Genomic DNA, 21,832 nt, shown 5'->3' with positions numbered 1-21,832 from the left:
TTGATTTTAAATAGAAATTGTTAAATAATTGAATCAGAGGATATTCTCTGGTTCTTATTTTTTTGGGGGGAATTATATGAAAAAAAAGACTGTGTATTTTGTAATTATATTTATATTATCTATAAGTTTTTATATAAATGAGGTTGTACAACTGGAATATGATGTTAACTTAGTCGAATATTTTAAACTATCTAAAGAATTCACTATTGAGGAAAATAGATTATTAAAAGAGAATCAATTTCTTATATATGGAGGAAATATTAATGAAGCACCTTTAGGTATATATTATAAAGAAAATGGCCAGTATATGGGATTGGTGGTGGATTATATAAATGCAATTTCTATAGAATTAGGGATTCCAATTATTTCAAAACCTATAGTATGGAATGAAGCACTAGATTCTTTAGCTAGAGGTGAGACGGATTTATGCGATATGATTCCTTCGAAAGAAAGGGCTAAATACGTTGAGTTTTCTGATCCTATATATAGTTTAAGGGGGTTAATCCTTGTTAATAAAAATAATAAGGATATTTATGATATTGATGATTTAAAAGGTAAATTAATAGGTGTACAAAAAGGAGATTATTCTATAGAGCATTTAAAAAGTCTAAATATAGACTCTGATTTTATTTTTACGAATAATTTAGGGGAGGCATTGAAATTACTTGATAATAATGAAGTAGACCTAGTAATGGGAGATGAACCAGTAATATGGTATCACATAAAAGAGTTATCAAATTTAGATAATTATAGGATTTTAGAAAAACCATTATATGATAAAAAATGTGTAATAGGAGTTACGAAAGATAAGAAAAATTTACTTGGAGTAATCAATAAATCTATTTTTAATTTGAAAAGAAAAGGAACTCTTGATAAGATACATCAAAAATGGAGTGGATTTTCTTCTTCATTTTATGAAGATAACAAATATGAAAAATTAAAACTTACTATAATAACTTTAATTATATTAGTTATTATAGGAGGTTATGCAACTTATTTATGGAATAAGAGTTTAAAGATACTAGTAAAATCAAAAACTGATGAATTGGAAATTACAAAAAATGAATTGCAGATAGCTTTTAATAGTATGAAGAGTTATCTAATAGTCATAGGAAACAATGGAATCATTAAAAATATAAATAGTTCTTTTCTAAAATATATAAGTATGGATATAGATAATATTTTGAATAAAAAATTTGAATGTATTGATATTTTAGTTGATTTTAATAATACATATGACTCAATATTGAGTATGGATATAAATAGTAAAAATAAAATCTTAGAGAAAAAAGAATATAAATATAAGAATAGACTTTATGAAGTAAGTATCTATCCTCTTAAATCTGAACTTGTTATTATTGATCAAAAACTCATAATGATTGTAGATGTTACTATGGATAGAATTAAAGAACAAAAAATTGTACACTCAAATAGAATGGAGGCTATTGGTAGATTGGCTTCTGGTATTGCTCATGAACTAAGGAATCCCCTCGGAGTTATAAGGAATTCTACATTTATACTAGAAGATGAGTATAATGATCTTGATCCTAATAAACTAAAAGCACTCAATGCAATTGATAGTGCTGTTAACCGTTCAAGTAAAATCATTGATAATTTATTGAAATTTTCAAGACTAACTAATGATGTTGAAGAATTAGTTAATCTTAGAGATATAATTTTTGAGATACTTCAATATTTTAATAAAAAATTTAAGGAAAATAATATTGAAGTAATATTAAAATGTTCTAATGATATAAATTTAATTTCAAATCCTGAATCCATTAAGCATATATTAATAAATTTAATTTCAAATGCTATAGATGCTATGCCGAGTGGTGGAAATATAGAGATATTTTGTGATTATACATTAGAAGAACACGTAAAGATTATTATTAAAGATGAAGGTGTAGGAATTTCAGAAGAGTTAAAAGAGAAAGTTTTTGATCCTTTTTTTACAACTAAACCTACTGGAAAAGGAACTGGTTTAGGACTATATATTGTTTATTCAGAACTACTAAAAATCAAGGGGGATATAAAAGTAGAGAGCGTAGAAGGAAAAGGAACAATGTTTACTATAATGATTTTGAAAAGGGGTGTTGAGTATGGAAATAGCACTTAAGTTACTGGTGATTGATGATGAGGCAGATTTTAGAGAACTTCTTAAAATAATTCTTGAGAAAAAAGGATATATTGTTGATATAGCCCATAGTGGAGAAATGGGAATTAATATGATAAATAAAAATGAGTATGATGTTGTACTTACGGATATGATAATGGATGGAATTAGTGGGATAAAGGTACTTGAGCATGTAAAATCCTTAGACTGTGGAATTGAATGTATAATCATAACTGGATTTGGTAGTGTTGAAAATGCAGTAGATGCTATGAAAAATGGTGCTTTTTCTTATTTTATAAAAAGTAATAATCCACAAGAGCTTATTTTTGATATTGAAAAGGTCAAGAAAATAAAGTTATTAAGCAAAGAAAATAGTGTATTAAAAAAAGAATTTAAAAAGTCTGAATTCATACTTACATCTAAAAGTCCGTTACTCAAAAAAACAATTAAGCTTGCTGAAAAAGCAGCTCAGACAGATTTAAATGTGTTGATATTAGGAGAATCAGGGGTAGGCAAAGAGGTTATTGCTAGGTACATTCATATGTGTAGTAGACGAAAGAATGAAATTTTCATGCCTGTTAATTGTTATTCATTTTCAGATTCACTATTAGAATCAGAATTATATGGTCATGAAAAAGGTTCATTTACAGGTTCAAACTCAATGAGGGTAGGAAGGTTTGAAGCATCTCATAATGGAACATTGTTTCTGGATGAGATAGGAGATATACCTCTTAGTACTCAGATAAAAATACTTAGAAATATTGATAGGAAAGAGATAGAAAGAATAGGAAGTAATAAAGTTATAAAAACTGACTTTAGGCTTATTTCTGCAACGAACAAAAATCTTAATGAAGCCATAGCAGATAAAAATTTTAGGGAAGACCTATATTATAGAATAAGTACGGTTATTATTGAAATACCTCCACTTAGAAAACGAAAAGAAGATTTACCGATTTTAATTGATTATTTCTTACATAAGACTCAACTAGAGACAAAAAAAAGGGTTGAGAAAATAGATGAAAAGCTTTTAAATCTTTTAATAAATTATGATTATCCAGGAAATGTTAGAGAGCTAAAAAATATAATTGAAAGACTTGTGGTTTTTACAGAAGGAAATACTATAACCTTAGATGACGTACAATATTATGATATATTTTCTAAACCAGATATTCAAGATAACTGTATAACCTTAAAAGCGATTAGACAATCAAGTGAGAAGAATCATATTATAAAAGTTTTGGAAAATAATAATTATAAAATAGACAAGTGTTCAAAAATCTTAGATATAAGCAGTAGACAACTTTATAATAAGTTGAATGAATATGATATAAATATAAAATAAAAAATATAAGGATTTAGAAAATCAAAAATTAAGATGAATTTTTTTATTAGTAGATACTTAGGTTTCGTACAAACGAAATCCACGTATCTACTTTCTGGTTTTATGTACTTTATCAAAGCTATTTATGAAAATATCGCGAATAAGTTTATTTAATAAAATAATAACTTAACCTTAAATTACCTTGTATTCAAAATAGTAAATTACAAAGAATATTAAAAAAACAAATATTTTAAAATACGAGGTGAATCTAATATGAATAAAATACCTATAAATCCTAAAGCAAGAGAAGCTCTTAATCAAATGAAGGAAGAGTTAGGAAGTGAATTGGGAATAAATGATAAAATTATTGATAAAGGTAAACTACCATCTAGGTTATTTAGTTATAACAATAAGAATAGCTTAAATGGAGAAATGTCTATCAATAATGAATACAAAGAAAAATAATCTAAAAAAGAGGTGAAGTAAATATGGTTAAAGGACCCGTAGATCAAAATGCAATGAAAGCATTAAATCAAATGAAATATGAAATTGCAAATGAATTAGGAATAACCGATGAACTTTCTAATAATAAAGGTACCTTATCAGCTGGCAAAAATGCATTTTTTGGAGGCTATGTTGGTGGACAAATGACAAAAAAACTAGTTGAAATGGCTGAGAAACAATTAATAAATAAGAAGTAAAATTATGAAAAACTAAAAACAAAATAGTTCCTAATTATAGGTAGGGACTATTTTATTTTTTATATACTAAGAGATTATATAATTTTTTTAACTCTAAATACCCATTTTTTATTAATTTACATGCAGGGCAATCTCCACATCCATTTCCTTTAATTCCATTGTAGCACGTTAAAGTTTTGTTTTTAACTATATCAAGTATCCCTAAATTATCTAATTCAGAAATTCCGTTAATAAGAACAAAAAAATGAGGAGCTAATGCGATATACCACATTAGCTCTTGGTGAATTTTAAAATTTATTCTACTTTTCCACAACTATATCAGATCTAACCATTTTTACTGGACTAGCAATAGTATTGCCTACAGGACAAACTTTTTCTACATAACTAATAAATTCATTGATTTTTTCTTGAGGTGAATCACTTTTAATATGTATCTTGTATCTAACTTCAGTATATCCAGGGAAAACTCCTTCTACTCCTCCGAATCCTCTCATATCAAAATCGCCTTCTAATTCAACCCAATAATCTTGTAGATCTATTCCCATTTCCTCTGCATAGGCAACAGCTACAATAGTTTGACATCCTCCAAAAGCACTAAGTACAGCTTCACATGGGTTCATACCTTGATTTGTTCCGCCCTCTTCTGTAGGTTCATCCATTACTATTTTAAAACCTCTAGATTCAGCTTCTACTTTAAGTCCACCCTTTGATCTAACAACAGCTTTCAATGTTGTCAACTCAGCATTATCATCCTGTTTTTCAGTTGTTTCTGTTGCTTCTGTAGTCATTTGATCCTTATTTGTATCTTGTGATGATTCTGCTTGGCTGCAACCTACTAATCCTAAAGATATAACTAGAAACCCAATTAATAAATATTTTGTTATTTTCATAACAATAACACCTTCCTTATCATGTATTATGTGACAAAAATTACCACGACCACATATTAACATGAACGTTATTTTTGGTCAATAGGTTATTTATAAGCAAATTTACAAAGTTAAAATATTGAATAAAAGTATTGATTTATTAGAATTTTGGTGTTATAATTTAAACAAAAAAGTTGCTATGCGCACGATTAGCATAACAACAATATGTATAGCAACAAATTAAAGGGGGAATAAAAATGAAAAAAGATCCAAGAGAAATGTTAAATGCATTTATGGGAGGATTACAAGATGTAAGTCAAACTAATGGAGAACAAGTAAACTCTTTTATGAGCTTATTAGGAGCAGCTTATAAACCAGGAAAACTTGATACAAAAACTAAAGAGTTAATAAGTGTAGCTATTGGAGTCTATAATCGTTGTGAATACTGCATAGTGTTCCATGCATATAAAGCTTTAGAAGCAGGAGCTAATCGTGAAGAAATTATGGAAGCTGCAATGGTATCAGTAGCTTTTGGTGGGGGACCTACAATGGCATACAGTGCAACACTATTAAAAGATTCAATAGATGAATTTGAAAAAGATTTCAAATAATATTCTTTAAAAAAATATCTAACAATTAAATACCCCGTGCTTATATAAGATGGAGTATTTAATTGTAAATTAGAAGTTTATTATTTATATAATTTTTTAAACTCTAAATACCCATTTTTTCTTAATTTACATGCAGGACAATCTCCGCATCCATTTCCTTTAATTCCATTGTAGCACGTTAAAGTTTCGTTTTTAACTATATCAAGTATACCTAAATCATCTGCCATTTTCCAAGTCTCAGCTTTATCAATCCACATTAATGGAGTATGAATTACAAATTGAAAATCCATAGATAGATTCAATGTAACGTTTAAAGATTTTATAAATACATCTCTACAGTCAGGATATCCACTAAAATCACTTTGAGATACACCAGTTATAATATGATTTGCTCCTTTTTGCTTTGCAAATATTGCAACGAAAGATAAAAATAATAAATTTCTTCCATCTACAAATGAATTGGGAGTACCCTCTGTAGGAGAATCTTTATCTACCTCTATATCTGTTCTTGTTAAAGAATTTGGAGCTAATTGATTTAATAAATTTAAATCTAAACAATGATGTTCTACATTATATTTTTTACAGATATCTCTGGCACATTCTAACTCTAATTTATGTTTTTGACCATAATCAAATGATACTGCAATAACTTCTTTAAATTTCTTCTTTGCCCAGAATAAGCAAGTAGTACTATCTTGACCACCACTAAATACTACTACAGCTCTGTCTTTATTTACTTCTATATTCATATAAAATACCTTACCTTTCTTTATACTATTTATACATCATCATTAGAGTGTTTTGTAAAGTTGGATCAGTTTTAAATTTTCCTCTTAATGTAGTTGTAACTGTTTGTGCATTAGTTTTCTTTATACCTCTAGTTGTCATACATCCATGTTCACCTTCAATTATAACTGCTACATCATCAGAGTCAGTTATGATTTGTATGATCTCAGCTATATCCGTTCCAATTCTTTCCTGGAGCTGTAATCTTCGTCCAACAAGATCTGCAATTCTAGCAATTTTACTAAGTCCAATAACTTTATCTTTTGGAATATATGCAACTGCTACTTTCATATTGTACATTAAAGCTAAATGATGTTCGCAATGACTGAAAATTTCAATATTCTTCATAAAAACCATATCTTTATTATCTTGATCTATACTCAAATCATCTTCAAATGTTTTACCAAACATCTCGGCAATTTCTTGGTTTGTATAAGCTTGTCCTTTGAATACCTCTTCGTACATCTTGGCAACTCGTTTAGGAGTATCTTTTAGACCTTCTCTATCTGGATTTTCACCTAAAGCTATTAAGATTCCTCGTATATGTTTTTCGATTTCTTTTAAGTTGATGTCCATTGGATTTATACACCTCTTTCATTAGGATCCCATATTATTTTGTGAAGTTGTACTTGTAGAGTAACTCCGTTCATAGTGTGCTTTTGCATGAATTCAACAATATCAGCCATATGAATATTACTAAATATTGGACTTATATATACATTGGTTTTATTTACTAAATCATATTTATCAATTATATATTTGGCTTTTTCTAAATCGTTGGTGCTACCTGCTACAAATTTAACTGTATCATTCTTAGTTATATATTTAAAATTATCAACTAACATTTTCTGTTCCATATTACTTAAAGGTAATTTATAATCCATTGTGAATTTAGGTGGATTCTTTATATTTATAAATTCTTTTAAAGACACACTACCATTTGTTTCTATTTCAACTGAAAGATCATCATCTTTTGATAGTATATCTAATAATCCTATAAGACCATTTTGAAGTAATGGTTCACCGCCTGTTAATGTAACGTTTTTAACCTTAGTAGATTTTATATATTCATATATTTCTTGTTCATTCATTAATTGGTATTCAACATTTTCTTCGTTGGCCCATCTTGTATCACAGTAGCTGCAGTCTAAATTACATCCTGCAAATCTTATAAAGATTGCTAATTGTCCAGATAAACGACCTTCTCCATTTATACTTACGAATTTTTCAACCACTTTAAAATCCATACTATTTCACCTCACATTTTTCATACGTAGCACTATTAGTAGGAGTTTCATAAACAGTAGCTCTTTTTACGTTGTATCCTTTTTCTTGCATATAATTAAAGAAAAAGAATGAGAAGTTTTCTGCTGTTGGTCTAAATTTAACTTCTAGTATCCTAAATCCGTCTTCTGATAGACATTGTAAAGTTTCTTTTCTCATAGTACCTTCTTGTATGATTAAGGCATGGTCATAGTAATCTACTATTTCTTTAACATCTTTTTTTAAATCTCCAAAATCTATTACCATACCATCTAACTGTCCACCATTAATTAATGACTCTGATTGTACCTCTATTTCTACTCTCCATCTATGACCATGAATATTGCTACATTTTCCTTCGTAATTTGCAAGAAAATGAGCGCTATCAAAACTGTGTTCTGCTTTTAAAATATACATTAATGTCGTCCTCCTAATTTCCTTTGATAAACTTGCTTCCATAATAACAGCACCCGATTGCTCCATTAAATTGAGGGTCTTTAACGGATATAATTTCGTCATAATCTTTTTTTAAATATTCCTTTATAGCAACGTTATTAGCAACTCCACCAGTTAAAACTAATTTTCTTCCTTTAAACTTTGTCAAAAGGGGATTTAATCTCTTATATAACGAATAATTAACTCCTGCACATAGACTTTCTATGCTAACGCCCTCAGCTATTTTTCCTATTAACTCAGATTCAGAAAATACTGCACATGTTGAATTTAGTTCTATTGGATTTTCATATTCTTTACTCATATCATCAACAGGTATTTCAAGTACATTTGCCATGTTCTCTAAATATCTACCGCATGAAGCAGCACATTTTTCATTAAGCTCTAAATCTGTTGTAATTCCTTTTTCAACTTTGACAACTTTAACATCTTGACCACCTATATCTAAAAGTATAAAATCTTTCAAGTCTGTCTGATAGAAGCCACCATAAACATGCGCTTTTATCTCATTTATAGGAGTGAATTTGTTTAAATCAGTATTGTTTCTACCGTATCCAGTAGACACAGCTATATCAATATCATCTATATTTAATTTATCTAAATCTACTATAACTTTACCATTATAACTGCAGTAGTCTCTATAAAAAGACATTGTACTAACTTTTAGCTTTTTTATTATGTTATTGTCTTGCATTACTGCAATTTTAACTTCTCGGCTTCCAAGGTCTATACCTAAAACTCTCATTTACTTTTCCTCCTTTAAATCCAATAGCATATCAAGAAAAGCTTCGATTCTAAGTTTTGTTCTAGCATCTAAAGTATTTAACTTATCTCCTTCAATATTAAGAATAGGAATATCAAGCTTTTGTTTTAATACAATATCTTCAACTGCTCTATAACAAAAAGCCTGCGTATAGTGAATTATTCCATCTAATTTTCTCTCGTTAATTTGATTCTTCAATTCTATAATTCTAAACTCAGTATCGTATGGATATGTGTAATCATAATATTGATCATATATATTTGAAGCTTTATCTGCTCTTGGAAAAGCAAATTCTCTTTGAACTTCGTTATATACAAAAGATGCATTAAAGTTTTCAACAAATTCATATATATCACCAGTCATAGGAGGAACACCAATGTATCCTAATCTAAGTTTTTTATTTATAGAGGTTCTTTTTTCTATATTAGAAATAACATCTTCAAGTTCAGATTCAAAATTGTCAATATCTCCATTTAAATCACTTAAACTTATCTGATAGAGGTGATTTTCAAAACCATTTGCTTTACTATCTATATATGTTAATTTATCAATTTCCTTAGCTAGTTTTCTTACTTTATTTAATCTAGTTCTTACTTTTTCAACTTCTTGCAGATTTACATTAAAAATATCCATAAACTTATCTAGTTCTTTTTTTACATCTTCTTTTTGATGATTGTGTGGAAATGAAAAAGGGTAGACTTTAATTCCTCTTAACTCTAAGACCTCTATAAGAGCTTTAGTATTAGAACAATCCCCTTCCATAACTCCAACTATTTCTTTTATATCATTCTCTATACAAGCTCCGTAGATTCCTTTTATCCATGCACACATGCTTTTAGGAAATCCGTCTCTTTCTGCTATATCAATATAATTGGAATAGTCATTAGAAGTTATAAAGAGATTATTTAAATCTATTGGTGCATATCCTGCTGCTAAAAGTATCTCAACAGGAACTGTAGTTGTTAAACCTATTTTTTTCATTATGTCAAGCCTCCTTAAAATAAAAAAGGACACAAAAAAAGGGCATAACTGCCCCATAAACAAAAAAACTACCTAAACGGTAATTTGGTCCTAGTTTTGTTTATAGACAGGATGGTTACGAACTGTCTTAATTTATAATGAATAGAAAATTATAATCCATTTCAATTTTATATTAATACAATTTATATAATAACATTTTTAAGAGAAAATTGGAAGTATATAATCTAGGTAAAAAATGGATTAATAAGTAAGGTATATCTAATAATAAAAACTTTTGATAGAAAGATGGGAATGTATTGAAAATAAAAATATGTTATTATAAAATAAAACTTAATGTCAGACACTATAAAGAAAAATATTATTAGGAGGCAGTAGAATGTTTAAGCTTGATGATTGTGTTGGATTTATAACAAACAAAGTTTCTAAAAAAATTTCAGATGTTTTTAATGAAAAGTTAAGTAATTATGAAGTTACCAGAGTTCAGTGGATAGCTTTATATTTTTTAGGTAAGTGTGAGTATATAAATCAAAGTGAGTTAGCTGAGAAAATGGATATAAAAAAATCTACAGTTGTAAGGTTAATTGATAGAATGGAAAAAGACGGATATGTACGACGTAAAAAAGATATAAAGGATAGAAGAATCACATATATATGCTTAACTGAATTGGGTAAGAATCGCAGAGAAGAATTACTTCCTTTTGGTGAAGAGTTTAGCAATTTAATTGTCAAAGATATCTCTGATGAGGACCTAAAAATATTTAAAAAAGTACTCAATAAACTGGTTGAAAATGCTAAACTTATAGAATAAGTAGGGTACTCAATATATACGGTTGTAAAATTATAAATAAAAGTATTGATTTATCAAATACTTGATGTTATAATTTAGACAAATATAGTTGCTATGCTAACGATTAGCAATGCAATGATTGTTGGATAAATAAAACTATTGTAGCATCAATAAAATAAAGGAGGAATAAAAATGAAAAAAGATCCAAGAGAACTATTAAATGCATTTATGGGAGGACTACAAGATGTAGGTCAAACTAACGGAGAACAGGTAAACGCTTTCATGAATTTATTAGGAGCAGCTTATAAGCCAGGACAACTTGATACAAAAGTTAAAGAGTTAATAAGTGTAGCTATTGGAGTTTACAATCGTTGTGAATATTGCATAGTATTCCATGCATATAAAGCTTTAGAAGCAGGAGCTACTCGTGAAGAAATTATGGAAGCTGCAATGGTATCAGTAGCTTTTGGTGGAGGACCTGCCATGGCCTACAGTGCAACACTATTAAAAGATTCAATAGATGAATTCGAAAAAGATTTTAAATAATATTTAAGCATTACAAAAAAGGCAGAAGATACTTAAACTGCCTTTTTTACATGTAAAGGAATTGTAGAATTTTAAACTTATATATAATACTGATGGCTCAACATGAGTTATGCGCAAGCATAAGGCGAATTTCGAATGGAGGTAGCAATAATGATTGAAATAAAACTTGAACAATTATCTGGTGAGAGTAAGAGTGGAAAAGTAGGAAAAATCAATGTGAAAATAGGTGATGAAATAAAAGAGGGAGATGAACTGCTTCAGGTTGAATCTCAAAAAGGAAATGTTTCTGTAAAATCTAATGCTAATGGTATTATTGAAGAAATTGTAATAGACGAAGGAGATACTATTAATATAGGGGATGTTTTGTTTAAAATAGATGGAGTAAAAACTGAAGATGGAACCTCAAAAACAGGTGGATTTAATTATTTTAATAATTTAATGCAACCTCAAAAAGAAGAAATAGAGGCAGATATAACTGTAATAGGAGCGGGTCCAGGAGGATATGTTGCAGCAATTTATGCAGCTAAACAAGGTAAAAAAGTTATTGTAATTGAAAAAGAACATGTAGGAGGAACTTGTTTAAATCACGGATGTATACCTACAAAAGCACTTGTACGTTCATCAGAAGTCTATAGAAATATGAAAGAGGCTGATAGTTTTGGTCTTTTCGCTGATAATGTTTCTGTTAATATGGAAAAAGTTATTAATAGAAAAGATGAGATTAAAAATCAACTTAAAAATGGAATAGAATATTTATTACAAAAACATAATATACAAAAGCTTGATGGAAACGGTGAAATTATAGATGCAAATACTGTATTTGTAAAAGCAAATAGAACAGAAACAACTATAAATACTAAAGACATAATAATTGCTACTGGATCAGAACCTTCAATGGTACCTATTAAAGGAATAGAGTCTAAGAATGTGTTAACAAGTAAAGAAGCTTTACAAATGAAGAATTTGCCAAAGAAATTAGTAGTAGTTGGTGGAGGAGTTATAGGAATGGAGTTTGCTTTTATTTATGCAAGCTTTGGAGTGGAAGTTTTCGTGGTTGAATATGCAAATCAAGTATTAGCTTCTTTAGATAATGATGTATGTGATGAAATAAGTGAAATCGCAAAAGAAAATGGAATTAAATTATATACTAGCTCAAAAGTTGAAGCAATTGATGAAACGGAAAATGGTGAATGTGTGGTTTCATTTAGTCAAGATGGTGAAAGTAAATATATTTCATGTGATAAAGTATTAGCTTCAGTTGGAAGACAACCATATTTTGAAGGCTTAGGTATTGAAAAATTAGAAATTGAAATGAATGATAAGAAAAAAGGTATTAAAGTTAATGAAAAAATGCAGACAAATATATCAAATATTTATGCTATAGGTGATGTTACAAATATAATACAATTAGCACATGTGGCTTCTCACCAAGGTATTATTGCTGTTGATAATATATTAGGTAAAAATAAAACTATTGATTACTCAACAGTTCCAAGTGCTATTTTCACTGAACCTGAAATAGCGGTTGTAGGAATTACTGAAAAAATAGCAAATGAAAAAGGCATAGAGATAGAAATAGGGAAGTTCCCTATGTCCGCTAATGGTAAAGCATTGACATTAGGTGAGGCTAAAGGATTTGTTAAAATAATAAAAGAAAAATCAACAGGAAAAATAATAGGTAGTACGATAATAGGAGCACACGCAACAGATTTACTAGCTTCTGTAACATTATGTATAAATAATGGACTTACTACGGAGCAAATAACAGAAACGATATTCGCACATCCAACAACTGCTGAATCAATACATGAAGCAGCATTAAATGTAGAGGGTGGTGCTATACACTTTGCGTAATAATATTTCAACTAGAATAATATGTTCAACATCATATAACCCATGGCACAATCTAGCTGTTGAAGAGTATCTTCTGAAAAAAGTTAAAGAAAATGAAATGATATTATATCTATGGCAAAATGATAATACTATTGTAGTAGGAAGAAATCAAAATCCATGGAAAGAATGTAAGTGTAAAGATTTTGAAGCCGATGGTGGAAAGATAGCTCGTAGATTATCTGGTGGAGGAGCTGTTTTTCATGATATTGGAAATCTAAACTTTACTTTTATTATGGATAAAAAATTATATGATTTAGAAAAACAGTTAAGTGTAATCCTTAAAGCTGTTAACAATTTAGGAATTGATGCTAAATTTTCGGGAAGAAATGATATATTAGTAGGGGAAAGAAAATTCTCGGGAAATGCATTTTATGAAAAAGCGAATTCATCATATCATCATGGAACTATACTTGTTGATGCAAATATGAAGAAATTAAGCAAATATTTAAAAGTATCAAAAGAAAAGATTGCTTCTAAAGGAATTGAATCAGTTAGTTCTAGAGTAGTAAATCTAAAAACTATTAAAGATGATATAACAATTGAGAACTTAAAAGATAATCTTATAAGTAGTTTCTTTCAGATTTATGAAGGTGAATCAAATGTAGAGTATATAAAAGATGAACATGATATACAAGATTTATATGAAAAATATTCTTCTTGGGAATGGAAATATGGAGAAACTCCTAAGTTCGATATAAACTTTGTTAATAGATTTAAGTGGGGAGAAATAGATCTAAATATAAATTTAAAGAATGGTTTAATTGACTCTTTAGTTATTTATTCAGATGCAATGAATAGTATTCTAATTAAGGATATAGAGAATCAATTATTAAAAACACCATTTAAGATGGGTTCTATTTGTAAAAAGTTAGATAATATTAATTGTAAAACTGATGAAAAAAATATGATTTTTGAAATAGAAGAATGGCTAAAAAGTAAAATTGGATAAAATAGACCCCCTAAAATTAGGGGGTTTTATTCTTAAACCTTTATACTTGCACCTACATATAGTCAATAGCCTCTTATTAGATACATAAGTTAGTATGAAGCAAATTTTATCTTTTATCGATATTATAATCAGTATGATCATTATCATGATAGTGAAGTTCACTAGTTAATCTTATTGTATGTCTATCTTTATTATGTTTGATTTTAACATTTTCAAATCTACCGTCATCCTGCACATCAACTAAATACTGCTGAACTAAATCATCTGCAATTTTATCATCTACCTCATTATATACCTTGAAATATTCTCTTTCTGAAATCTCAAGAGTTAAATCATATATTCCATTTTCTCTTTTTTTTCTCATTTCTTTTATATCAGTAAACATAGTATTCCTCCTAATCTTTCTAGATTAAAAATTTAATAAAAAACTTTCTCATATTTAAATTATAACCATTTATAAATTAAAAATTTATTAAACGAACAAAAATATATAAAAATTAGCTTTGAATTGACAGAACTAATTTTTTATGTTAAATTAAAAAAAAGTAAATAAATCTTCAGGGCAGGGTGAAATTCCCGACCGGTGGTAAAGTCCACGAACCACAATGTGGTTGACTTGGTGAAATTCCAAGACCGACAGTAAAGTCTGGATGGGAGAAGATAAATTAATAAAATAACATGATACTATGATTAGTTTTGTAGTTGTTGTTTATAGTATTAATTAGATTGTAAGCTCTGAAGATAAATATCTTCAGAGCTTTTTTAATATAATAAAGTTTAAATTTTAGATATTTAGATAACTATAGTAAATATAGGGAATCATATGTATTAGTATTATGCAAATTCTAAGGATAATATGAGGTGATTATGTGGACAGTAAGTATATGAAAAGAGCGATTGAATTAGCTCTTAAAGGTAAAGGATACACTAGCCCTAATCCTTTAGTAGGTGCTGTTATTGTAAACAAAGGCAGAATTATTGGAGAAGGATATCATGAATACTACGGTGGAGCACATGCAGAGGTAAATGCTATTAATAGTGCTTTTGAGAATGTCCAAGGAGCGACAATGTACGTTACATTAGAGCCGTGTTCTCACTTTGGAAAAACACCTCCATGTGCACAACTGCTTATAGATAAAAAAATCAAGAAAGTTATTATAGGAATGATGGATCCTAATCCAATAGTAGCAGGTAGAGGAATAAAACTTTTAAGAGATAATGATATAGAGGTTACAGTAGGTGTTTTGGAACAAGAAGTAAAAGAGCTTAATGAAATATTTATTAAATACATATCAACAAAATTACCATTTTGTATATTAAAAACAGCTATGACACTAGATGGAAAAATTGCAACTAATATAGGTGATTCAAAATGGATTACTAATAAAAAATCACGAGAATATGTTCATGAAATAAGACATCAAGTTTCGGGAATAATGGTTGGTATAGGGACTGTTTTAGCAGATGATCCTTCATTAACGACTAGATTAGTAGATGAAGAAGGTATTGATCCTATTAGAATTATAGTAGATACAAAATGTAGAATACCTTTAGATGCAAAGGTTTTAAATATTAACTCAAAGGAAAAAACTATTATTGCTACAACTAAAAAGGCTGATAAAAATAAACTTGAATTAATCAAAGAAAAAGGAGCGGAAATAATTATTACTCCACTAAAGAATAATCAAGTAGACTTAGGATATCTTATTAAAAAGCTTGGAGAAATGGAGATTGATAGCATTTTAATAGAAGGTGGTTCTACTTTGAATTATAGTATTTTAAAGGAAGGGTGTGTAGATAAGGTGATTTCATTTATTGCACCAAAGATTATAGGTGGGGATAATGCAAAAACTCCAGTAGGTGGTATAGGAATAGAGTACGTTAAGAATGCTATAGAGTTAGAAAATATTAAATTAAAAATGTTTGAACAAGATATTATGATTGAAGGCTACTTAAGAAAGGAAGAATAATGTATGTTTACTGGATTAATCGAAGAAATAGGAACTGTACATACTATAAGAAAAGGATTAAAGTCAGCCCAGATTACAATAAGTGCAAGTAAAATAATGAATGACGTTAAATTAGGGGATAGTATTAGTACAAATGGTGTTTGTCTAACTGTCATCGAGTTTACAAAAAATTCATTTACTGTTGATGTTATGCCTGAGACTATGAGAAGAAGCAATCTAAAAGATTTGAAACATGGAAGTTTAGTGAATTTAGAACGAGCTTTGAAAGTTAATGATAGATTAGGTGGGCATATTGTTTCGGGTCATATAGATGGTGTAGGTAAGATAAAGAAAATAGAAGAAGAAGATAATGCTACTTGGGTGTCTATTCAGGCTCCGGCAAATATTTTGAAATATGTTATTGAAAAAGGATCTATAGCTATTGATGGTACGAGCTTAACTGTAGCCTATGCTGGATCAGACATTTTTAAAGTTTCAATAATACCACTAACAAAAGAAGAGACTACTTTACTTGGCAAAAAAGTTGGTGATGAAGTCAATCTAGAGTGTGACATGATGGGTAAGTATATTGAAAGGCTTTTAGAATTTAAAGAAGATAAAAAAAGTAAGAGTAATATAGATTTAGATTTTTTAACAAGAAATGGATTCATATAATGAAACTTAAAAATAGGGGTGAGTTATAAATGAAATTTAACACTATAGAAGAGGCAATAGAAGATATTAAAAATGGAAAGATGATTGTTGTTGTTGATGATGAGGATCGTGAGAATGAAGGAGATCTTTTAATGGCAGCAGAGAAAGCTACACCTGAAGCAATCAACTTTATGGCAAAGTTCGGGAGAGGGCTTATTTGTGCTCCTATGTCTAAAGAAAGATTAAATGAACTAGATATTCATTCTATGGTATCTAATAATACTGACCCAAAAGAAACTGCGTTTACAGTTTCAGTAGATGCAACTAGTACAACGACAGGAATATCTGCTCAAGAGAGGGCAATGACAATTCAAAAATTAGTCGATAATAAAGCTAGTTCAAAAGATTTTACAAGACCAGGACACATATTTCCATTAGTAGCTAAAAAAGGTGGAGTACTTAAAAGAGCGGGTCATACTGAAGCAGCAGTAGATATAGCTAAACTTGCAGGTCTATATCCAGCAGGAGTAATTTGTGAAATTATGAATGAAGATGGAACAATGGCAAGAGTTCCGGAATTAGTTGAATACACGAAAAAACATAATCTAAAGTTAATAACAATAGCAGATTTAATTGCATACAGAAGAAAAAATGAACTTTTAGTAGAAAGAGTGACTAAAGCTCATTTACCTACAAAGTATGGAAACTTTGAAATGATTGGATATATCAATAAAATGAATGGTGAGCATCATGTTGCACTAGTAAAAGGAAATGTTAGTGATGGGAAACCAGTACTTGTTAGAGTCCACTCTGAATGTCTTACTGGAGATGCTTTTGGATCTTTAAGATGTGATTGTGGAGAACAATATGCAGAAGCAATGAAAAAAATTGAAGAAGAAGGAAGAGGAGTTTTACTATACATGCGTCAAGAAGGACGTGGTATTGGGTTGATAAATAAGATTAAGGCTTATGCCTTACAAGACGAAGGAATGGATACTGTAGAAGCTAATCTATCATTAGGATTCCCAGAGGATCTTAGAGATTATGGAATAGGTGCTCAGATACTTTGTGATTTAGGTATTGAAGAAGTAAAGCTTATGACTAATAACCCTAAAAAGATATCAAGTCTTTCAGGATATGGTATAGAGATTGTTGAAAGAGTTCCGATACAAATGAACCACAATGAGAAAAATGAATTTTATTTAAAAACAAAAAAAGATAAAATGGGCCATATGTTAAATTTTAAGGAGGAGAAATAATATGAGAATTTATGAAGGAAAGTTAGTAGCAGGAGAGCAGAAATTTGGAATAATTGTTGGGAGATTCAATGAATTTATTGGAGGCAAGTTATTATCAGGTGCGCTAGACGGGCTAAAAAGACATGGAGTTGATGAAGAAAATATTGAAATAGCATGGGTTCCAGGTGCTTTTGAAATACCACTTGTTGCTAAAAAGATGGCTAATTCGAAAAAGTATGATGGAGTTATATGTTTAGGAGCAGTTATTAGAGGAGCAACTCCGCATTTTGACTATGTTTCAAATGAAGTAACTAAAGGGGTTGCAAGTGTTTCACTAGATACAGAAATACCAGTAGTATTTGGTGTTCTTACAACAGATACGATTGAGCAAGCAATTGAAAGAGCTGGAACAAAGGCAGGTAATAAAGGGTATGAAGCTGCTGTAACTGCAATTGAAATGGCAAACTTATTATCAGACTTAGAAGGGTAGATATTTTATATGTTTGAAAACATAAAAACTATTTTCTTTGATTATGATGGAACATTACACAAAAGTATAAAAATATATGCTCCAGCATTTAGAAAGGCATATCAGTATTTAGTTGATAATGAATTTGCAAAAGATAGAAAGTGGACTGATCAGGAAATTTCATATTGGTTAGGCTTTAGTAGCAAAGATATGTGGAAAGAATTTATGCCAGATCTAGACGAGGATATAAGGAATAAAGCAAGCCAGATTATAGGTAAAGAAATGCTTAATCAACTATCTGATGGTAAAGCTGAGTTATATGATGGATCAATAGAAGTGTTGCAGTATTTAAAACAGAAAAAATATAAACTTGTATTTGTCAGTAATTGTGGAATATATTACAGAGATATGGCTAAAAAATTATTTGATTTAGATAATTACTTTGAAGAAATTGTATGTTCCGAGGAATATGATTATATTCCTAAGTATGAAATTGTAAAAAAAATAAAAAACAAATATCCATCTGAAATGGTTATTATAGGTGATCGGATTCAGGATATTGAAGCTGGAATAAAAAATAACATGAACACGATTGCATGTAATTATGGTTATGGTAGCGAGGATGAACTTAGTAGTGCCGATTATGAAATATCCGATATAACTGATTTGATGAAAATTTTATAGATTAATAAACTAAAAATATGTCTATGAAATGCAAATGCATTTCATAGACATATTTTTTTGTTATTAATCTTCTACCTTATTTAAAGCTTCTTTTAAAGAATGCCATGCAAGTACTGCACATTTTACTCTTGCAGGCATATTTGAAATGTTTTTTAATGCTATGGCATCCTCAAGTTTTTCAAGTTCTTCTTCATTTGTAACTTCTTTTTTTATCATACCGATGAAGGTTTCGATTAAATTTAAAGCTTCTTTTATAGTTTTACCTTTTATTAAATCTATCATTATAGATGATGAGGCTTGAGATATAGCACATCCACTTCCTGTGTAAGCTGCGTCTTTAATTACGTCTTTGTTAAGCATTATTTCAAGCGTTATATCATCTCCACAGTTTGGATTATGTCCTCTTTCTCTAATATCTGGATTGTCTAAAAATCTTTTGTTTATATTATTGTTATTGTGTTCCATGATTAACTCTGTATAAATTGCGCTAAGATCCATAGCCTAACCACCTCCTTACATTCTTAAGGTTGTCTATAAAGTTGTCTATCTCATCTTTTGTATTGTAAAGATAAAAGCTAGCTCTACATGTTGCTGGAAGGTTTAAATACTTCATAAATGGTTGTGCACAATGATGACCAGATCTTACAGCTATACCATATGAATCTAATATACTTGCACAATCGTGTGCGTGTACATCTTTAATGTTAAAGGATATAAGTCCTCCACGGTTTTTGATATCCTTTGATCCATATACATCTACGTATGGTATAGAAAGCATTTTTTCTAATGCATAAGAAACGAGACTTATTTCATGATCATGTATTTTATCAATTCCAATTTGAGATATATAGTCTATAGCTTTTGAAAGTCCAATTGCTTCACCTACGTTTTGAGTGCCAGCTTCAAATTTTTGGGGAATAGGTGCAAATGTTGATTCAAATTTATCTACATATTCAATCATGCTTCCTCCAAATAAGAATGGAGGAGTGATCTCTAGTAATTCTTTTTTTCCATATAAAACACCAATACCCATTGGACCCAACATTTTATGACCTGAGAAACAGAAAAAGTCTGCATCTAAGTCTTGAACATCTATTTTTATGTGAGGAGTACTTTGAGCTCCATCTACTATTACTATAGAGCCTTTTTTATGTGCGTATTCTACAATTTCCTTTATAGGGTATATAGTTCCCAATACGTTGCTCATATGAGCTATGCTAACTATTTTAGTTTTTTCTGTTATTTTATCTTGTATTTCTTCAGTTGTGAGTTTGAAATCACTATTTAAATACATGTATTTTAATTTTGCACCTTTGGTCTTTGCTATGTTTTGCCATGGAAGTATATTACTATGATGCTCACTTATACAAATAACTATTTCATCATCTTTACCAACGTATTTCATAGCATATGAATAAGCTAAAAGGTTTAAGGCCTCTGTAGCATTTCTAGTAAAGATGATTTCGTTAGGACTATTAGCATTTATAAAATTTTTAACTTTTTCACGTGCAGATTCATAATATTGAGTAGCTCTCACGCTTAAAGTATGAGAACCTCTATGAGGATTTGAGTTGTTTTTTTCATAGTAGTTTTTTATTGAATTAATAACACAGTCTGGTTTATGAGTAGTTGCAGCATTATCGAAATAAATTAATTGTCTATCATTAACTCTTTCTTTTAATATATGAAAGTCTTCTCTTATCTTATTTACATTTAAACTATTCATTTGAAAGCCTCTTAACTAGATAATCATCTATTATATTCTTAATATTGTCATCATCAATTTTGTCTATTATAGGATTAAATGATGCACTTACAATAAGTTTTTTTGCTTCTTTTTCACTAAGACCTCTACTCATAATATACATTAACTTCTCCTCACTTAATTGACCTGCACTTGCTGAATGCTCTCCTTCAACATCATCCTCTTGACAAAATAAAATAGGAATAGAATCTGATTTTACACTAGAATCGAGCAAAGTAACATACTCTTTCTCGCTTCCCTTAGATTTAGTTGATCCTTCTTTAAAATCTAAGTTTCCTCTAAATACTTTTTGAGCTTTATCTTTTAAAGCTCCCCTTGAATCTATATCACTGTTACTTCTTATACCAAAGTGGTTCATTGTATAGCTTAAATCAAGCTTTCTATTTTCATCACCAAAATATATAGAGCTTAAGTTTGCATTACTATTATCTCCATTTAGGTTAGTTACAAGGCTTGAAGCTGAAAGTTCTGATCCTAGTTCGACTGTAATCCAGTCTATACTTCCTCTGTTTTTGACTATAGCAATATTTGAGTCAAAGTTAGAAGAGCTATGGTTCAAGCGTTGAATTTTAACTATATTTACTTTTGCATTATCTTTTACAAATATCTTAGTAACCCCATTGTGAAATGCACTAGATTCATCTTCTGTATTATAGTCCATAATTACAGATATTTCGCTGTTTTCATCTGCAACAATAACATTATGATCCATAAGTATTGAATTTGATTTATCTAGAGAATAATTTAAATATATAGGTTTCTTAGATTTAGTATTTTTATGAGCATATATTAAAGCTCCTGAGTTATAAAAAGTTTGTGCTAGTGTAACAAGTTTACTATCAACTCCAAACTTTTCATCTAAATTAATATAATCTGCAAATTCATCTATATTCTCAAAATCAGTGGATATATTTTTAAAAATTATATTTGAATCAAAGTCTTTAAAATCAATAAAATCTTTAGTGTAATCTTTAAAATCAGGTATTGATAAACTGTCTATTCCGAGTCTTTTCCACTTAATCATAAATACACCT

General features: G+C 29.2%; 26 protein-coding genes and 1 riboswitch. Of the genes, 14 read left to right on the top strand and 12 right to left on the bottom strand.

Features of this window, described 5'->3' with window-relative positions; genetic code table 11:
* The first annotated feature begins 76 nt into the window (after window positions 1-76).
* The 4 genes from M2214_RS14275 to M2214_RS14260 all read left to right on the top strand — a co-directional run bounded on the left by M2214_RS14275 (window position 77) and on the right by M2214_RS14260 (window position 4,138).
* Window positions 77-2,119, top strand: coding sequence for an ATP-binding protein (locus tag M2214_RS14275; protein ID WP_248480141.1), 2,043 nt, complete (start codon window positions 77-79; stop codon window positions 2,117-2,119).
* A complete protein-coding gene (locus M2214_RS14270; protein ID WP_248480127.1) occupies window positions 2,103-3,458 on the top strand; it encodes a sigma-54-dependent transcriptional regulator in 1,356 nt (451 codons plus the stop codon). The genes M2214_RS14275 and M2214_RS14270 overlap by 17 nt, the downstream gene beginning before the upstream one ends.
* Window positions 3,459-3,710: 252 nt before the next feature.
* Window positions 3,711-3,902, top strand: coding sequence for a small, acid-soluble spore protein, alpha/beta type (locus M2214_RS14265; protein ID WP_248480125.1), 192 nt, complete (start codon window positions 3,711-3,713; stop codon window positions 3,900-3,902).
* A gap of 23 nt (window positions 3,903-3,925) precedes the next feature.
* Window positions 3,926-4,138, top strand: coding sequence for an alpha/beta-type small acid-soluble spore protein (locus tag M2214_RS14260; protein WP_248480123.1), 213 nt, complete (start codon window positions 3,926-3,928; stop codon window positions 4,136-4,138).
* Window positions 4,139-4,190: 52 nt separating this feature from the next.
* On the opposite strand, the gene M2214_RS14255 is transcribed toward M2214_RS14260, so the two are convergent.
* Together M2214_RS14255 and M2214_RS14250 are read right to left on the bottom strand one after the other, a co-directional pair.
* Window positions 4,191-4,409, bottom strand: a complete 219-nt coding sequence (locus tag M2214_RS14255) for a 7-cyano-7-deazaguanine synthase (protein ID WP_330651510.1) — start codon at window positions 4,407-4,409, stop codon at window positions 4,191-4,193.
* Window positions 4,410-4,437: 28 nt separating this feature from the next.
* Window positions 4,438-5,028 carry an OsmC family protein gene (locus M2214_RS14250; protein ID WP_248480121.1) on the bottom strand — a complete coding sequence of 197 codons (591 nt, stop codon included), beginning with the start codon at window positions 5,026-5,028 and terminating at the stop codon, window positions 4,438-4,440.
* A gap of 236 nt (window positions 5,029-5,264) precedes the next feature.
* On the opposite strand from M2214_RS14250, the gene M2214_RS14245 reads away from it, so the two are divergent.
* The gene (locus M2214_RS14245; protein ID WP_248480119.1) at window positions 5,265-5,618 is read left to right on the top strand and encodes a carboxymuconolactone decarboxylase family protein; all 354 of its coding nucleotides are present in this window, start codon (window positions 5,265-5,267) and stop codon (window positions 5,616-5,618) included.
* A gap of 80 nt (window positions 5,619-5,698) precedes the next feature.
* Here the strand turns inward: M2214_RS14245 and queC are convergent, their stop codons facing one another.
* From queC to M2214_RS14215, 6 genes are read right to left on the bottom strand one after another with little or no spacing between them, the layout of a single operon-like run.
* Complete coding sequence (queC, locus tag M2214_RS14240) at window positions 5,699-6,367, bottom strand: 7-cyano-7-deazaguanine synthase QueC (RefSeq protein ID WP_248480116.1); 669 nt, start codon at window positions 6,365-6,367, stop codon at window positions 5,699-5,701.
* A gap of 25 nt (window positions 6,368-6,392) precedes the next feature.
* A complete protein-coding gene (folE, locus tag M2214_RS14235; RefSeq protein WP_248480099.1) occupies window positions 6,393-6,980 on the bottom strand; it encodes a GTP cyclohydrolase I FolE in 588 nt (195 codons plus the stop codon).
* A gap of 5 nt (window positions 6,981-6,985) precedes the next feature.
* Window positions 6,986-7,651, bottom strand: coding sequence for a putative 7-carboxy-7-deazaguanine synthase QueE (gene queE, locus M2214_RS14230; protein ID WP_248480097.1), 666 nt, complete (start codon window positions 7,649-7,651; stop codon window positions 6,986-6,988).
* 1 nt (window position 7,652) lies between these two features.
* Window positions 7,653-8,084 carry a 6-carboxytetrahydropterin synthase QueD gene (gene queD / locus M2214_RS14225; RefSeq protein WP_248480095.1) on the bottom strand — a complete coding sequence of 144 codons (432 nt, stop codon included), beginning with the start codon at window positions 8,082-8,084 and terminating at the stop codon, window positions 7,653-7,655.
* A 13-nt stretch (window positions 8,085-8,097) separates the two neighbouring features.
* Complete coding sequence (locus M2214_RS14220; protein ID WP_248480093.1) at window positions 8,098-8,865, bottom strand: acyl-CoA dehydratase activase; 768 nt, start codon at window positions 8,863-8,865, stop codon at window positions 8,098-8,100.
* Window positions 8,866-9,864, bottom strand: a complete 999-nt coding sequence (locus M2214_RS14215; protein WP_248480091.1) for a 2-hydroxyacyl-CoA dehydratase family protein — start codon at window positions 9,862-9,864, stop codon at window positions 8,866-8,868.
* 376 nt (window positions 9,865-10,240) lie between these two features.
* Between M2214_RS14215 and M2214_RS14210 the strand changes: the two genes are divergently transcribed.
* The 4 genes from M2214_RS14210 (at window position 10,241) to M2214_RS14195 (ending at window position 14,039) form a co-directional block, all read left to right on the top strand.
* Window positions 10,241-10,672 (top strand): MarR family winged helix-turn-helix transcriptional regulator, encoded by a 432-nt coding sequence (locus M2214_RS14210; protein WP_248480089.1) that lies wholly within the window; start codon window positions 10,241-10,243, stop codon window positions 10,670-10,672.
* Between the two features lie 171 nt (window positions 10,673-10,843).
* The gene (locus tag M2214_RS14205) at window positions 10,844-11,197 is read left to right on the top strand and encodes a carboxymuconolactone decarboxylase family protein (RefSeq protein ID WP_248480087.1); all 354 of its coding nucleotides are present in this window, start codon (window positions 10,844-10,846) and stop codon (window positions 11,195-11,197) included.
* A 150-nt stretch (window positions 11,198-11,347) separates the two neighbouring features.
* Window positions 11,348-13,051: a dihydrolipoyl dehydrogenase gene (lpdA, locus tag M2214_RS14200; protein WP_248480085.1), complete on the top strand. Its 1,704-nt coding sequence runs from the start codon at window positions 11,348-11,350 to the stop codon at window positions 13,049-13,051.
* On the top strand, window positions 13,044-14,039 hold the full coding sequence (locus tag M2214_RS14195) for a lipoate--protein ligase (protein ID WP_248480083.1): 996 nt from the start codon (window positions 13,044-13,046) through the stop codon (window positions 14,037-14,039). Before lpdA ends, M2214_RS14195 begins: the two co-directional genes overlap by 8 nt.
* Before the next feature lie 106 nt (window positions 14,040-14,145).
* On the opposite strand, the gene M2214_RS14190 is transcribed toward M2214_RS14195, so the two are convergent.
* Window positions 14,146-14,424 carry a hypothetical protein gene (locus M2214_RS14190; RefSeq protein WP_248480074.1) on the bottom strand — a complete coding sequence of 93 codons (279 nt, stop codon included), beginning with the start codon at window positions 14,422-14,424 and terminating at the stop codon, window positions 14,146-14,148.
* A gap of 164 nt (window positions 14,425-14,588) precedes the next feature.
* A riboswitch (FMN riboswitch) is annotated at window positions 14,589-14,705 on the top strand.
* Window positions 14,706-14,908: 203 nt separating this feature from the next.
* Between M2214_RS14190 and ribD the strand changes: the two genes are divergently transcribed.
* The 5 genes from ribD to M2214_RS14165 are packed head-to-tail and all read left to right on the top strand — an operon-like array spanning window position 14,909 to window position 19,033.
* Complete coding sequence (gene ribD / locus M2214_RS14185; protein WP_248480066.1) at window positions 14,909-16,009, top strand: bifunctional diaminohydroxyphosphoribosylaminopyrimidine deaminase/5-amino-6-(5-phosphoribosylamino)uracil reductase RibD; 1,101 nt, start codon at window positions 14,909-14,911, stop codon at window positions 16,007-16,009.
* A gap of 3 nt (window positions 16,010-16,012) precedes the next feature.
* Window positions 16,013-16,663: a riboflavin synthase gene (locus tag M2214_RS14180; RefSeq protein WP_248480062.1), complete on the top strand. Its 651-nt coding sequence runs from the start codon at window positions 16,013-16,015 to the stop codon at window positions 16,661-16,663.
* A gap of 29 nt (window positions 16,664-16,692) precedes the next feature.
* A complete protein-coding gene (locus M2214_RS14175) occupies window positions 16,693-17,901 on the top strand; it encodes a bifunctional 3,4-dihydroxy-2-butanone-4-phosphate synthase/GTP cyclohydrolase II (RefSeq protein WP_248480054.1) in 1,209 nt (402 codons plus the stop codon).
* Window position 17,902: 1 nt separating this feature from the next.
* Window positions 17,903-18,370, top strand: coding sequence for a 6,7-dimethyl-8-ribityllumazine synthase (gene ribH / locus M2214_RS14170; RefSeq protein WP_248480052.1), 468 nt, complete (start codon window positions 17,903-17,905; stop codon window positions 18,368-18,370).
* 9 nt (window positions 18,371-18,379) lie between these two features.
* Window positions 18,380-19,033, top strand: coding sequence for an HAD family hydrolase (locus M2214_RS14165; RefSeq protein ID WP_248480050.1), 654 nt, complete (start codon window positions 18,380-18,382; stop codon window positions 19,031-19,033).
* A 63-nt stretch (window positions 19,034-19,096) separates the two neighbouring features.
* On the opposite strand, the gene sufU is transcribed toward M2214_RS14165, so the two are convergent.
* The 3 genes from sufU to sufD are packed head-to-tail and all read right to left on the bottom strand — an operon-like array spanning window position 19,097 to window position 21,822.
* Window positions 19,097-19,531: a Fe-S cluster assembly sulfur transfer protein SufU gene (gene sufU / locus M2214_RS14160; protein WP_248480048.1), complete on the bottom strand. Its 435-nt coding sequence runs from the start codon at window positions 19,529-19,531 to the stop codon at window positions 19,097-19,099.
* Complete coding sequence (locus M2214_RS14155) at window positions 19,521-20,759, bottom strand: cysteine desulfurase (protein ID WP_248480046.1); 1,239 nt, start codon at window positions 20,757-20,759, stop codon at window positions 19,521-19,523. The genes sufU and M2214_RS14155 overlap by 11 nt, the downstream gene beginning before the upstream one ends.
* Entirely contained in the window at window positions 20,752-21,822 is a 1,071-nt protein-coding gene (gene sufD / locus M2214_RS14150) for a Fe-S cluster assembly protein SufD (protein WP_248480043.1), read from the bottom strand. The genes M2214_RS14155 and sufD overlap by 8 nt, the downstream gene beginning before the upstream one ends.
* Between the last annotated feature and the right edge of the window lie 10 nt (window positions 21,823-21,832).

The organism is Tepidibacter aestuarii, assembly GCF_934924865.1.
GTDB classification, from domain to species: Bacteria; Bacillota; Clostridia; order Peptostreptococcales; family Peptostreptococcaceae; genus Tepidibacter_A; species Tepidibacter_A aestuarii.
The sequence above is the reverse complement of the archived record's forward strand: the minus strand, read 5'-3'. Positions and strand labels throughout refer to the sequence as shown.